Origin of the sequence: Moorena sp. SIO3I8, assembly GCF_010692325.1 — a bacterium.
Classification (GTDB): domain Bacteria; phylum Cyanobacteriota; class Cyanobacteriia; order Cyanobacteriales; family Coleofasciculaceae; genus Moorena.
In genome coordinates this window covers 1-14,229 of record NZ_JAAHHW010000087.1, presented here as the reverse complement: position 1 = coordinate 14,229, position 14,229 = coordinate 1, and the positions used below count along the sequence as shown (strand labels likewise).

The 14,229-nt window shown below is 42.8% G+C and carries 10 protein-coding genes and 1 pseudogene; 1 reads left to right on the top strand and 10 read right to left on the bottom strand.

All coding sequences use genetic code 11. The features are described from left to right. Positions 1-2 precede the first annotated feature (2 nt). From F6K51_RS25750 to F6K51_RS25740, 3 genes are read right to left on the bottom strand one after another with little or no spacing between them, the layout of a single operon-like run. Positions 3-1,067, bottom strand: coding sequence for a diguanylate cyclase regulator RdcB family protein (locus tag F6K51_RS25750; protein ID WP_293025477.1), 1,065 nt, complete (start codon positions 1,065-1,067; stop codon positions 3-5). Next, on the bottom strand, positions 1,060-3,552 hold the full coding sequence (locus F6K51_RS25745; protein WP_293025476.1) for a dynamin family protein: 2,493 nt from the start codon (positions 3,550-3,552) through the stop codon (positions 1,060-1,062). Before F6K51_RS25745 ends, F6K51_RS25750 begins: the two co-directional genes overlap by 8 nt. A 50-nt stretch (positions 3,553-3,602) precedes the next feature. Further along, positions 3,603-3,716 (bottom strand): helix-turn-helix domain-containing protein, encoded by a 114-nt coding sequence (locus F6K51_RS25740; RefSeq protein WP_293025499.1) that lies wholly within the window; start codon positions 3,714-3,716, stop codon positions 3,603-3,605. 628 nt (positions 3,717-4,344) lie between these two features. Between F6K51_RS25740 and F6K51_RS25735 the strand changes: the two genes are divergently transcribed. Continuing rightward, positions 4,345-4,764: a DUF29 domain-containing protein gene (locus F6K51_RS25735; protein ID WP_293025475.1), complete on the top strand. Its 420-nt coding sequence runs from the start codon at positions 4,345-4,347 to the stop codon at positions 4,762-4,764. A gap of 397 nt (positions 4,765-5,161) precedes the next feature. Here the strand turns inward: F6K51_RS25735 and F6K51_RS25730 are convergent, their stop codons facing one another. The 7 genes and pseudogenes from F6K51_RS25730 to F6K51_RS25700 all read right to left on the bottom strand — a co-directional run. Continuing rightward, the gene (locus F6K51_RS25730; protein ID WP_293025473.1) at positions 5,162-5,386 is read right to left on the bottom strand and encodes a hypothetical protein; all 225 of its coding nucleotides are present in this window, start codon (positions 5,384-5,386) and stop codon (positions 5,162-5,164) included. Between the two features lie 273 nt (positions 5,387-5,659). Beyond that, the gene (locus F6K51_RS25725; RefSeq protein ID WP_293025471.1) at positions 5,660-6,238 is read right to left on the bottom strand and encodes a Uma2 family endonuclease; all 579 of its coding nucleotides are present in this window, start codon (positions 6,236-6,238) and stop codon (positions 5,660-5,662) included. Positions 6,239-6,546: 308 nt separating this feature from the next. Continuing rightward, entirely contained in the window at positions 6,547-8,196 is a 1,650-nt protein-coding gene (locus F6K51_RS25720) for a tetratricopeptide repeat-containing sulfotransferase family protein (RefSeq protein WP_293025469.1), read from the bottom strand. 8 nt (positions 8,197-8,204) lie between these two features. Further along, entirely contained in the window at positions 8,205-9,662 is a 1,458-nt protein-coding gene (locus F6K51_RS25715) for a tetratricopeptide repeat protein (protein ID WP_293025467.1), read from the bottom strand. Between the two features lie 275 nt (positions 9,663-9,937). Then, entirely contained in the window at positions 9,938-10,462 is a 525-nt protein-coding gene (locus F6K51_RS25710; RefSeq protein WP_293025465.1) for a hypothetical protein, read from the bottom strand. Positions 10,463-10,789: 327 nt separating this feature from the next. Then, positions 10,790-13,708, bottom strand: coding sequence for a tetratricopeptide repeat protein (locus F6K51_RS25705; protein WP_293025463.1), 2,919 nt, complete (start codon positions 13,706-13,708; stop codon positions 10,790-10,792). A 104-nt stretch (positions 13,709-13,812) separates the two neighbouring features. Then, positions 13,813-14,043: pseudogene (locus F6K51_RS25700) on the bottom strand (RNA-guided endonuclease TnpB family protein); the annotation flags it as partial. Positions 14,044-14,229 lie beyond the last annotated feature (186 nt).

The window sequence follows — 14,229 nt, the reverse complement described above, 5'->3', positions numbered from 1 at the left end:
GCTCAACTTGTGATAGTAGGACGGGTTGCCATGATTGCCATACAGTCATTAGCGGTTTCATGCACAATGGTTTCGACAAATTGTCTTCGATCTGTGGTTTGGTCGATGTGTTGAATGTGAGCGCGACATAGCTCAATTGCACAATGTGCGGGCTTTGGCGGTATATCTTCAGGAGGGAGGGCGGCCAGTTCCAGAGTTGTACCAATAGTGAATAGCAAAGGAGTCTTTAAAAGACGCTCTCGCGGCACTGACCGAACCTCCAACAACGCTGCTGCTAATTCTAATGTGCGGCCATTGTCTGCCATGTCTAACCTAGTTTTCTCTAGAAGGTCTGCAAGGGAACAGAATGGGTTATGAGGAGTCATTTGGGGGTCCGGGATCTCTTGGCTTCTGGGAGACTTGACAACTCGATTGACGAACCACTCACGATAAAGTTTTTTATCATTAGATTTCAGTTCATAGCTAGCAACTGCACCACTGAAAACTTGCCGTGCTAAAAAGGCTACCTGTACTACCCAAGGTAGCTTTGTGTAAGTACTCTTTGCTTCCCAGAAAGTTATTATGCTCTCAAATTCCTGATGAGCAGCCGTACTTACTTCTAGGTTATTTATCTTTTCATCCAGTTTCTGGAAACGTGAGTCAATCTCTTTAGTCAAACCTTGCAGCAGAGTTCTTAGTTCTTGGTGTTGAATATTTAGCCTTTGTTGCTGACGGCGAATAGCCTCACGGGCTTCCAGCAATTTTTCCTGGGTAACAGCCAGTGCTACTTGACTAATATCTTCGGAAGAAGTGAGTTCTAATGCCCATTGGTACAGTGTATTTTGACCAGCGACTAGGTTTTCACCTAAGAGGGATTGGCGCTGGGAGTCGCTGCCAGTTAGTAAGTCCCACAGGCGGCCCAGACTCCTTTGCTTCTTACCATAGCTGATGAGGTCGCGGTTGACCTGAATACCATTTATTAGGTCAATCAGAGCTTTATCCCTCAGGATGGGGACTTGATACTGAGAGTCTAGTTCTTTAAGATGAGACTCTAGTTCTTGAAGATGTGTTATATTATAATTATCCATTATTTAGAGATAAGAAGTATTCTATACGTTGGAGAATAATATCTACCTTTTTGATTTGTTCTCGAGCATCATCTGCTAACTTATTCTTGAGGTTTTCTACCACTGTTTTTTGCTTTTCCTCAGATCCCTGCTTCCTCAGGGACTCCTTCATCTGGTCTTTGTATCCACCTAAGTACTGTTGAAGATTTTGAAAAAAGGTTTCAGTATCCTTTTCAAATTGCTGAACAATGTACTCTTGACTTCCCTGATAGTTTATATCAATTTTTTCCTTAATTACTTCATTAATTTTAGTAATTAAATCATTCAGGTTGACAATATATTTGTTACCTACTTGTACATTTTTAATCACTGTCCTTGTTCTTTCAAGCCACCCAAAAAAATACCATGGCCTGTAGTTTTCATCTACTTCTTCGTATCCATACTCTGGTAACTCATCTACTGAAGGTTGAATAGAATTTAGGTCTATGTCTGGTTCTGGCGGTGGGGGTGGAATTTCCACATCGAAGCCTTTTGACAGTTGCTCCCTCGCCTCCTCAATTATTGGCTTTGTCTCACTATCTAATAATAATGTCAGCTCTTCACGGGAGTTTTTTAGTTCTTCTTCAGTCGCTTCACGAATACTGTCAAATAACTTTTCTGTTCTTACAGTTGCGTAATTAACTGCCAGTCTACGAAATTCTTCTGCATCTGCTTTACTTGATAATTCAACTGAATAATCAGTATTCCACTTGAACTGTAAAATTGAATAATTTTTAATCCAGTCATCAAAAGAAATAAACTCTTGGATTCTCTTTTCTACAATCTTTTTTGCTACACCCATTTGACTTGCAAATGTTTCCCATTTTTGTAAAGCGTCGGTTGGAGACTGTGAAAAATAATCGTCAATAGTCACTTCTGCTGCTTTTTTTAGGGGAATACGAATTGCCTCTAGCTTCTGATTAAGTTGTTCCTGTTTTTCCTCTATTCGTTCTTTCAGACGATGGCGACAATCCTCAAGACCATTTATTTTAGATTGTAAGGCATCTTTTTGCTTTTTTATTTCTGCTGCCTTTTGGTTAATAGCTTTTATCTGAAGTTCTACATCCTTTGGGATATGCTTTAAGTAGCTGCAAATTTCTTTAAGTGCTGCCTTCATGGATTCAGGCGCTGCTGAGAGCATTAACTCCTCCATTGCCTTCTTAATAAAATCATCAAAACCTGATCTTTCTCGCAGCTTCCTAACTTTACGTTTCAGTTCCTCCAAGGAGGCATGTTCAATATCGTCTTCCCACTCTGCTCCTAGTAAATCTCTGGCAATATCTGGTTGGATTTTGATATCATTTTTAGCTGCATCTTCATTTTTATCTAGTTTTCGAAGAAAGAAATTAGCAGAGAACAGTGCCCAGTGAGCTGATATTTCAAAAACTCTATTTGTATCTTTGTTCTCGCCAGAATCACCTATGCCATATGCCTCTTTGACAAAGTCCTTGACTTCCTCAGGAGTCCTGGAATTTTTACCACGTCTGTCAATCTGGTTTACCAAAACGTATAGGTTATCCTTCTCACTATCTTGTAAATTTCTTATTTCTTCAACTTCACTTTCAACTTTATTGTCAGCAGTTCTGCCCATTGCGCCAAAATTGAGCATAATCAAAACAACTGCACTTTTTGTGAGCTGCTTTGTGACTACAGCCTTTAGTTTCTGCTCTTGTCCAGCTTCAGTACCTCCAGGGGTATCAATAATTACTAGATTACCGATTTTTGCAGTTTTATCAGCATCTTCTTCTTGCCAAAAGGGAGTTTCAATGCGCGGAGACTTAAGATTAAGACAGAGAAGTTTACCAATAGGATCGTCAACTTCATTCAGGCTGCACAAACGGATAATGTCATTCAAAGCAGTCAGGGTTTTCCGGATATTATTAAAGCCAAAGGTTTCCTGTTTAGGGACTAGTGAGGCTAAAGGCTGTTTTTTGATTTTTTCAACTAAGTCATTCAGATGCCTATACTTAGCCATCATACTTTCCATTTCGTCAGTGTCCAACTCTTGAAGATTGCTCTGCAAAGCCTCAATTGTCTTGCTAAACACAGAAACTACTGGTTCACTCAACTTCAAAATTGGCTGTTCTAATTCAGCTTTAAAGACAACTTCTGTAGGGAGTGTGGTCATGGCATCACTGCGGCTAGGCAGAAGTTTCCGCCCAACAATCGCATTGATAGCTGTAGACTTACCTGCCTTCATGGGCGCGATAATCGACATGACTAATTCCAGATTTTCCACCTGCTGTTTGGCAGTATCTACTTTCTGCTTCAATTGGGTGTAATTATTCCCTGAACCCTCCTCTCCTAGTATTTCACTAGCATCCGTCATCAGGTCACTGATTTCCTTCAGTCGTGTAATAACGTCTTGTTGTAAACCCTCAATATCAGGCTTCAAGTATCCAGAATACATTGCTTCTACCTCTGCTCCTTGCGTCACATTAATAACAGATGAACCAAAAACATCCAAAGCTATGGGAGTCGTTTTTTTTCTTGCCGACTGTTACACCAATTTTTAATCTATCGCCACCCATAGTTGTAGGTCGTCCGATAGATTTCCATCCACTCAATCAGCGTTTGCTGTTGAGTAGCATCGGGGTAGAGTCGGTAGCGGTAGTTGAGTGTTAGTAGTATTTACAGTTGAAAAGCTGTATGCAGAGATTATACACTATTTATTGGTAAGCTAAACACTTTTAATTGTTAAGTTAAGTTACTCAATGTAACTTAACTTAACTTGGGGGAGTCCATGTATAGCATTTTTATTTGAGATGTAAACATAGGATGAAACGCTTTAGGGAACATAAAAATCTGGATATGGTAGCCTTAGTAAGGAATACAGCGTTTGTTTTGATTAGAAAAAATTATAATCTAGTTTTACAACTCATTTGTAAAGCCTATATCCCCCGCTAAGCTTCCTTAAGCCCAGGGGTTTTATAGCTCCCCCAAAGCCCAAACCCCCTCATATCAAGTTTGGTTGAATACCCATAATTAAGGAGCCCGGGCGCGGGGAGGGTGGGAAGTGTGGGGAGATGGGGAGATGGGGAGATGGGGGAGATTTTTATTAAGGGTAATTATCCCGACATGATATAGGATAAAAAAGGAGAATATTTCAACTATGAGATGCCCCTTGATTAGTTGACTCTATGCTGTTGATTTATTCTCTGAAAGCCTCAAGAGTAGCGTTATTTTTTGCAGGCAGTTTTACCTGAAAACGGGAGAGGCTCTGATCGTTACAAAAAAAATAGAAAAGGATGAACAAGCAATGAGTAATCATGACTTGTATGATCAGGATTTCGTTCTGTGGACTGAGACAACTTGCCAGCAACTCAAAACAAAAAACTTTGATGAGTTGGATATAGACAATTTAATTGAGGAGATAGCATCCTTGGGACGATCCGATAGACGAGAGCTTCAGAGCCGACTTAAGGTTTTGATGGAACATTTGCTAAAAAGGCAGTACGTAGATTCAGAGCCTGATTATCGAGGCTGGGAAAATACTATCGATGAACAAAGAGAACAGATTAATCTTCTGTTGTCTGAATCTCCTAGCCTCAAGCCTTATCTTGAATCGGTCTTTTCCGATTGCTACAGATATCCACTGAAGAAGGTGAGCAGGAATTATCCATCTGTTAGTTTTCCTCAGAATTGTCCTTTCACTTCTGATATTTTAGATCAAGATTGACCTATCCTAAGCTGGTCTTCATGTAAATTATATTGTTATGACAGGAAGGGATAGGGTTTTACGGTGCTTCTTTGTACTGACTTTGCTGTCATTAAGCTTGGGCTATTTGAAAATAACTCCAATCGGAATCTGATGCGATTGGCCGTTGGCCACGCTACGCGAACGCAATAACACCATGATAGCAATCAATCGCCTCCTTAACTCACATTCCACACCCATCTATAGCAAAAAAAATAGCCGTAGAAATACTATCCACGGCTATTTCAGTAAACACTATGTCATGTCTCTCACTTTCCGAATCAATCCGGATGTAATCCTATTTCATTGGGCAAAGGTCACGCTACGCCAAAAGACCGGAGCCTTTGCCGGGGGGAAACCCCCCCAGAAATTTAACCTATTAACGCCAAGTCGAATACTTGGTTGCAAAACTAATTACTTGCCCTGGAATTCCGGTTGGCTGCAAAGGGCTCCAGTCGGAAACCGACCCATACCCGAGTGCAGAAAGGGAGTAAATAGTCTTGGTGACTCCTTCAGGAGAGCCCTTAATGTACTTAATACGTTGTTTCTTTTGGTTAGATTCATCAGAATTATTGTTTTGATTCGGAATAAAGTTTTGAGACATGGTTAAAAACCTGAATTATGTTCATACTGATTATTGTAATGATTATGGTTTTAGTTGTCAAGGGTTTTTATATTTTTTTTTGGAGGTAATTTGATAATAAATTTCAAAAAAACGAACGCATAACTTTAGCGAACGCAGGTAAGCTGATGTGAATTTAAATTCGTTATTTCTTCCAGACCCGGTGGTGCGTTACGGGACGGGCTATCTCAACACTGACTGCGAAACATAATATCAGGGCGAACCGTCCCTAACACACCCTACGCAGCTGCTATATCAATTAGCACTGATAACCTGTAAAGCCGTAAACTTAAAATCACCGAAAGTCTGGGAAACAATCTGCTCATTACCCCGAAATTCTTGTTTTTCATAACGACCATTGTTTAACACCAGCACAGTTACTAACTGCTCTTGGGGGTCAATAATCCAATATTCAGGAATAGCCCTTTCTTGGTATTGTTGTACTTTTTCCACGTAATCACGTCGGTAGTTTTCATCCCTTTGATTTTTGTAGGGGCTAACTACCTCAGCCACAAACTGTGGTGGAAGCATATCAAGGGTGATAGTTAGGCGTTTTTCCGTTTGGATAAGATGTTCTTCTCTAATTACTACTAAATCTGGATAGCGATTTTGAGGATTTCCTGGAACTTGTAATTCACAACTGTGCGTTTTAATTAAGCGGGGTTTAATTAGTTGTGCTAATTCGACCATTAGGCAAGTTGCTATCCAACTATTTGGTTCACTCTCAGGAGGCAATTCTACTAACTCCCCATCAAACAGCTCATAACGGTTATCTGTGCCATCATCATATTCCAGGTATTCCTCAAAAGTGAGTTTGGAGGTGGTTTTAACCATGGTAATTTTAGGGAACAGGGAACAGGGAACAGGGAACAGTAGGAAATAGGCGTTGCTGAATTAATAAATTAATGCGCGATCATTTGGTTTTCTTAAAGCCCCCTAAATACCCCATGATTGGGGGTCTAGGGCGTGTCTTATTACCTCGGAGATCCCCCTAAATCCCCCTTAAAAAAGGGGGACTTTGAGTATGGCTCCCCCCTTTTTCAAGGGGGGCTGGGGGGGATCATAATCTTGTGGAAAACGTTTAAAACACGCCCTAGGGGGGCAAAACCATACGCATAATGAGCAACACCGCTTTTTTGATTCTAATCCCAATTAAGTGACATTCCTAAATACTCTTCCAACCTCTGATTATGAGGTCTAAAAAATTCACTTAAGGTTTGTCTCAATTCCTGACTAATGGGAGTGTAAGACCTACCATTGCATTTGGGATATTGAAAAAACTTCTGATCAGATAACCCCAGGAATTCAATGATGGTACTCATGACAGTCTTAGGATTGCTATAGAAGTCTTCACTCTTCACTATTAAAAATTGTTCTCTCGGAAAAATCTCCATCCATCGTTTTAACTTATAGACGTAAAGACTTCCTAATAAATTATTTGGGTGTCGATACCCAATCTGTAATAGCTCCGATTCTGTCAAACTTTCCAGTCTTTGCTTCTCTAGATTTAGGGCATCTTCTAGACTGCGCTTTTCTCGACCATGATAAAAATTGTGATAGTAACAAGAGATGGCGCGATCAACGGGATTTCTCAATAAAACAATGAGCTTAACGTTAGGTAAAAACTGAAACATCCGTTGGGCAGATTCAGTGCAGTCAAAATAATTAGGACTTGCTTCCCCAGCTAAGAAATTAGGAGTGTCGGTAATAGATGGAAAATGGGCGAGATACCAATCAATCCCTTGATTAAAATATTTACTGAAAAAATTTAACTCTTTTTTATGAGGGGAGATAATTTGTGGATAACGACTCAGATACATATATAATGAAGATGTACCAGATCTAGCCGCTCCAATAATAACGAAGTCTGGACCATGTTCTTTTTTAGGTTTCCAGTCAACCTCGGCCAGGTTGGGATGGGATGCAACTGCTTTTTTGTAAGCGCTAGTTTGGTAACAGCTAATCGCCTCCTGAAGTTGCCCTTGCTCGGTTAGCACATCCCCTAAATTACCCCAAGCCAGAGGAAAATCTGGTTGCCGTTTGATGCACTGTCGATAAAAGGTGATAAGTTGCTCTAACTGCTCTGATTCAATCCAGGTGTACTGTAGGTCTACATAAGCTCGCTTAAAACAGGGGTCAAGCTCAATCGCTTTTTGATAAGACTCTATGGCTTCTTTGAATCGACTTTGCCCTCTGAGCAGTTGACCCAACTGATGATAATCTTTAGCGCTAGAGTTGGGATTACTATCGACTATTTGTCGATAATAGTTCATGGCTTGGTGATTTCGGGGATTATTCTCGACCGCCTGTTGATAAGATGCGATCGCATCTTCCATCTTTCCCTGGGATTGGAGTATCTCCCCGAGACGATAGTAAACTTGGAGTAAATTGGGCTTTAACTCAATCGCTTGTCGATAACAGGTTATGGCTTGGTCTGGTTTTCCCAGAGACCACAAGCTGTTGCCCAACTTAACATGCTCCTCGGCTTTAGCCCAATTTGGCTCTAGGCTTAGGGCTTGATACCAACACTCCGTAGCCTCGTCCTGTTGACCAGTCTTAGCAAAAACCCGAGCCAAGTTACGGTAAGCTCCAGCAAATTTGGGGTCAATAGCGATCGCTTTTTCGTAACATGCGATCGCTTCGGGCCACTGTTGCTGTTGAGCATACAGACTACCCCGATTAGCATGGTCTTTAGCCAACTTTAATTGAATTTTCACCACCTTGAGCTGGCCCTCGGTTGGGTCAACAGAGTCGTGATCATGACCCGAAGAGTGTTTGATATCCCTTGACATCGTTACCGTTAAGACGCTATTTTTTGAACAATCACTATGCGAGCCTGATGCAGAATCTCAAACTGACCCTTAACTGAATCTAGAAACCTATTAATCCCAATTTTAGGCGCTTCTTGTGGTTTAGCAGGATTGCTCCATCCATAGTTATTAACGATCATCAGCCCTCCCACCTTGAGTAGCTTCCAACAAAGTAAAGCATTTTGCTCAGCAATGGTAGCTTTGTGACGCCTGTCGCGAATGTTAGCTAAATCGTAGTAATTGCCATCAAGGGAATTAAGCAACTGCTCAGGTTTTCCCTCTAACCTAGTCACCTTTTCCGCTGCTCCAGTTTTAGCTATATTTCCAGCAAACTCTTCCTGAAAGTGTGGCGAAACACAAGTTAATCGAGCTGAAGAGTTAGTCAGGATTTTATCAAGTAACCAGCAAGCGGAATTGCCTTGAAAACTCCCAATTTCCAGACACTGAGCATCCGCGACACCAGCTAGGGGCTGCAAGTGTTTTTCCCAGACCGGAATTTTAAAGGTAAACCTATCCTGGGTGAATCGATAATCCTTCTGAGCACACTGATCCCAACCCCGCAATTGAGCAGCTTGTTGATAACAAGTGTAGGCTTCGGTCAACTCACCTTTTTTTACCAAAGCATCCCCGAGTTTAACATAAGTCCAGGGATAGTCACCCACTGTCGCAATGACCGCACGGCATGAGACAATCGCTTCATCCCACTTCTGCTGTTGAATCAACAGTTGGATCAGTTCCCGATAAGCTCCAGGAAAATTTGGATCAACCTCAATCGAGCGGCGAAATGCTGCAATCGCTGTGTCCACCATTCCTTGTTTGAGCCAAATCCCAGCAATTTTATAGTGGGCCTTAGCTTGATTTGGGTCAAGGTCGATTAACTGACGATAACATGCGATCGCATTCTCCCACTTCCCCTGGGCTATCAAACAGTCTCCTAACTCGTAGTAAGCTGCCCATAGGGTGGAGTCACGCTCAATCGCATTTTGGAAACAAGCAATGGCTCGATCCGGTTTACCCTGAGCCAGGAACGCTTTCCCTAGTTTATAATGTCCCTGAGCATTGGCTGATTTGGGTTTCAGGCTCAGAGTCTGATACCAACACTCAATTTCCTCGTCTTTTTTCCCCAGCTGAGAATAGATTTCTGCCAAACTCCAGTAAGCCTCAGCAAAATCTGGCTGGAGGCGTATAGCATGATAGTAGGATGCGATCGCTGCCTGCCACTGTTGTTGACTGCTGTATATATTTCCTATTTTAGCATAGACTTGCACTAAATTCGGTTTGTCATCGAACACTCTAGAGTGCCAGAAAATTGCATCATCAAACCGACCCATCCCTTGCAAGATATTGCCTAAAACTCGGCAAGTCGAGGCAAAATCAGGTCGATTTGGAGATGGACTTTCCAACGCTTGCTCACAAGCGGCAATTGCTTCAGTTAAGTAAGTGTACATGAGAGGGAACAGGGAACGGGGAACAGGGAAAAGGGAACAGGGAGCAGGGAGCAGGGAGCAGCGCTACTTGATTAACTTTTGCCTGTTGCCTTTCCTTCATAAAACATGTTCACAACTCAAATCAAGCATTCAGCGGTCAGTGGTCAGCGGTCAGCCCTTGGCCTTTGGCACCTCAAGTATCGCGGCACAGGCTTCTAGCAGTATCGTGGCACGCTGTGACCTAACCAATAGCCTATCAGCTGATTGCTGATTGCTGATTGCTGATTACTGACCTACTAAAGTATCTCAAAACCATCATCAGTTTTATTAATTTCAACATCCAAACCTGAACTCAATTGAGCAATGGTTTCCCCATCCACTTTTAGCTGACCAGTGATCGAGTCGTAAGTTACGATAGTCTGGTCATCAACCCCTGGAATCACGATCCGATCTTCTCCAGACTTAAACTCAGTAATAATATCCGGCTGATCGTCAAAGAACTCGAAGGTAAATGTATCCTCTCCAGGACCCCCGATCGCCACATCAGTGCCTGGTCCTATGATCAGGTTATCATCTCCTTCTCCACCCAGCACCACATCATCGCCTTCACCGCCAGTGATTTGGTCATCCCCTGCTTGCCCCAAGAGCACATCATTCCCGTCACCACCGCTAATCTCATCGTTTTGATTACCAGTCTGAATAATATCTAGACCATCGCTCCCCCTAATATTACTTCGTTCATCGTCTGGTCCTAAGATAACGAAGCCGTCTTCATCATTTGGGATAACTTCAAGATCTGGGTCAGCAAACATAGAAGACATCTACTATAACTCCTTCTTTATCCTAGTTGATATTACCACCTATCAACTATAATTTATTACAGATTTTTTCGCCACAAACAAGATTAGTTTTTTTGTATTCTCAAATAGTTAGTATTTCTACCGAAGATAGTGTGTATAAAAACGCGCTTATTGACCACTAGGTCTGATCGGACTGGTTATTTATCAAAAAACATTCTCTGAAAAACTAAAAGTCCCGCCCAATCGCCCAATAATTATTATTTATAGCAATTATTGCCTAAGATTGTTACACAGCAAGTTCGGTAGAGCCCAAATAGTTTTACTGAATCCATGGCATCCTTTGCCTCCTTATTGGTTATGCACCCTTGAGCATAGCTGATTTAGGCCAGTAATTTTCATTACTGAGTAAAGGGAATCTAGGTTAACTAATATATCTTCTGTTAGTGAGCTAGTATACATAAGTTTGCGAATCGGTTGACAGTCAAAATTCTCTCCTTTTACATAATAATGTTTTAGTCCCATTTGTTGGCTAATAATCCAGTAATCTGTTCTCACATAATTCGGTGAAACTAGTTCTATAATTTGAGTGCCAGGGCGACAAAATACCGTATTGGTCAGACCAGCGCCATGGGGAGCAACAATTGCTTTAACAGAAGCAAATAAAGCAACTTGTTCCTTCACAGATAGGCTTTCTAGGGCAATGGTAATAAAACCAAATTGGGATAGCAGCTCCTTGACCTCAGTTTCATTGATAACTTGTCGATGTCTGGCTTGCGCTCTAGAAATGTAGATCCGCTCTGGGTATCTTAATTCCAGAGTTTGCGGTAGAAACCTCTGTCTGAGAAAGTTAATAGTACCCTGCGGTACCCAATCAAAATGTCCGGGAAAGGAGGGTAAGACTAACTCCTGGGCTTGAATATGGGGGTAGCGATCGCTGGAGATAATTTTGTTAGCAGGAATGCCTAAGTAATTGAGGGTTTCTTGTTGAAAGGGTTGCTGTGGCGTATTGATCAAAAACCAATCAATCTTAGGGAAATCTATCCCACTGCGGCGTAGGATTTCAATTCTAGGCAGGACATCAAACATCCAGTGGTAGTAGCCATGTCCAGACAGTCCCGATAGAACCGCTACTGTGCCATCAATGTACTCTAAAGGCGGCATCTGATCCAGACTAAATATTCTATGGTTTCTGGGGTCGTAATGCTCACATCCAGGTAAATACCATGGGTAATTTCGAGAGAGGTCAGATAGCAAATAATCATCTGGAGTAATGATGGCGATGCTATGACAAATCTTCCAGTAACTGCTTTGGGGGGCAATCCAAGCCCGTCCTTGTGGGATAGTCGCCACAAAGACAGTAGGGGAATCCACAGAAAGTGTTTGCGGTGGCTGACACTGATAGACCCTCTTGCCGAGATGAATCGACTGAAACTGGTTACACAGTCGTCTCATACATCGATTACAGGTAACACCGCCACATTGAGGCTGGGACTGAGACTGGGACTGAGACTGAGACTTGCTGCCTTCAACAGATATAGGAGCCAGGGCAGAAACTGGCGGCGCTACCATGGACATGGTGTTGATATCGTTTGGGAAACCATTGCCCTGGGAACCATGGTTCACAGAACCTTCAATTTCCCTCGATCCCGTATATTGCCAATCCTTGTCGATGGTTGACCAAGGTACCTCTATGTAGTAGCAGCCATGGCACTCTGTGTTGATATACCAGTCTCTAGTCGCTTCATAAATGCCCTTGATCGGGTGAGGGGGTTGGGAGGTAAGAGGCTTAGCACTATAGTTATCTGGCGGCTTAGCACTATAGTTATTTCTCGGCACGTTATCTATCGGCAAGACTCCGAGACTACCAAGGTTACCGCTCACCTTGCCCTCTTCTAAGTGCTGATGCCAGAGGGATTGGTAGTATTCAAGGGCTTGCTGGAACCGCTTTTGTTTGCTCAAGACTTGCCCTAACCGTAGATAAATCTGAGGATGAGCTGGTTGCAAGGCTAAACCCATGTGATAAGTCATCACTGCTGCATCCAGTCGCTGCTGCTCGGCTAAACAATCCCCTAACCGTATATACAACTCAACCTGGTCTGGCTGAATCTGTAACGCTTTCTGGTAATACTTTTCCGCCTGCTTTGCTGCACCATACTCAAACAAGGTATCCCCTAAATACAGATAAGTCTGCCACAGATATAGGCAGACTTGGAAAGTATCCTCTTTGTTCCGTAGTGCCTCAAGAAATCCAGAACAATAAATTTGCGATCGCTCAAGTATGTCTTGGCCTGGTAAACTTTTAGCACGTTGGCAATAAGCCTCCACAAAAGCTGGTTGCAATGCGATCGCTTTTCGTAAATAGTCAAAGGCTAGGGTTAGTTTCCCCTGAGCCATCAAGGCGTTGGCGCATTCACTGTAGGTCAATATCTGTTCTGGATCCAGACTAAGCAGCCTTTCAAAATACTGCACTGCTATCGGATAATTCCCCTTCTGTTGCCATAACCGACCCAGATTTAAGTAAGCTGATTTTAGCTGTGGGTTTAACTCAATCGCACTACTGTATGCCACCAGAGCTTGACCTGCCTTACCTTGTGCTTGCAGCACCTTACCCAGGTTATTATACAGAGTCCCACACTTAGGATTATCGTCGATACCTTGTTGGTCGATACCTTGTTGATAGACCGCCTTTGCTGCCTCGAATTGTTTTAGCTCAAAGAGAACACAGCCCAAGTTATTATAAGCGCTGAGGTAATCTGGCTGATTGGTAATGGCTTGGCGATAACTGTTGCTGGCTTCCTCTAACTGACCCCGTTGACCATACAACACTCCTAGGTGATAGTGGGCTTTGGCATCCTTGGGGTTAAGTGCGATCGCTTGCTGATAGCTTTCTTTGGCAGCATCCCACTCCCACAGCTTGTGCCTCGTGATTCCTAGATTGTAATGGTACTCACCCTGATCCGGCTGTAGCCAAACCGCTTGTTGATAATGCCATGCTGCTGTTGTGAGCTCCTGGAGTTGACTATATAACTCACCTAGGCAAGCATGAGTTTGAGCTTGCTCCGGTTGGAGTTGCAGCGCTTTACTATAGGCATAAATTGCCTCCCTCCGCTTTTCCTGAGCAGCTAGGGCAAAGCCTAGTAAAACATTGAATTCCTCAGAATCAGGCTGCCGTCTCAAGGCTTGCCTACAAGAAGCAACGGCTTGACTCCATTGCTTCTTGGCTAAATAAGCCTTGACTTGTTGGTAAGTTGGTTCAACCTTGATCATTAGGCAGCTATGGGGTTATTACTAGCTTGGGCAGTTGACTGCTCCCACCGCTAAATCGAACGCGCCCCGCGTCGGCTAAGCCGGACGATTATAGCGGGGGATTCTTAAGAGCATAAAACTCTTACTGGTTGAGCCAAACAACCTCTAAACCCTCCGATACAATCATTGGGGTTACTTGTGTGCTTGCGAATTATATTTAGCGCTCCGTTGCAATCAGCGTTAATCAACCAACCTTTGCTAGTTCGGTATAATCCACGTTTGATTCTCTTACCACTGAACTTGTAGGATTTTGGGTTGTCAGCATTCCACACAGGCAATTCATCTTTATCCAAGCTAGGTTAAACTAAGTCGGGGGGTCGCCCCCAGCCGACTCGTCTTCAAAACCGTACGTGACGTCGGGTAAGGTTTGTAGATTACTCTACTCCCCTCCCCTAAGAACCGGACTTGACAGTTACCCATCATCCGGCTCAAGCCTTACTTCAAGCCTTCTGCTTGGTTTTCTTTTTGCCATGAAGAAGCTT

What these genes read in the sequence shown, in the direction of transcription:
- F6K51_RS25750 (WP_293025477.1), bottom strand. Translation starts at nt 1,067, where the DNA reads ATGGATAATTATAATATAACACATCTTCAAGAACTAGAGTCTCATCTT.
- F6K51_RS25735 (WP_293025475.1), top strand. Translation starts at nt 4,345, where the DNA reads ATGAGTAATCATGACTTGTATGATCAGGATTTCGTTCTGTGGACTGAG.
- F6K51_RS25730 (WP_293025473.1), bottom strand. Translation starts at nt 5,386, where the DNA reads ATGTCTCAAAACTTTATTCCGAATCAAAACAATAATTCTGATGAATCT.
- F6K51_RS25725 (WP_293025471.1), bottom strand. Translation starts at nt 6,238, where the DNA reads ATGGTTAAAACCACCTCCAAACTCACTTTTGAGGAATACCTGGAATAT.
- F6K51_RS25720 (WP_293025469.1), bottom strand. Translation starts at nt 8,196, where the DNA reads ATGTCAAGGGATATCAAACACTCTTCGGGTCATGATCACGACTCTGTT.
- F6K51_RS25715 (WP_293025467.1), bottom strand. Translation starts at nt 9,662, where the DNA reads ATGTACACTTACTTAACTGAAGCAATTGCCGCTTGTGAGCAAGCGTTG.
- F6K51_RS25710 (WP_293025465.1), bottom strand. Translation starts at nt 10,462, where the DNA reads ATGTCTTCTATGTTTGCTGACCCAGATCTTGAAGTTATCCCAAATGAT.
- F6K51_RS25705 (WP_293025463.1), bottom strand. Translation starts at nt 13,708, where the DNA reads ATGATCAAGGTTGAACCAACTTACCAACAAGTCAAGGCTTATTTAGCC.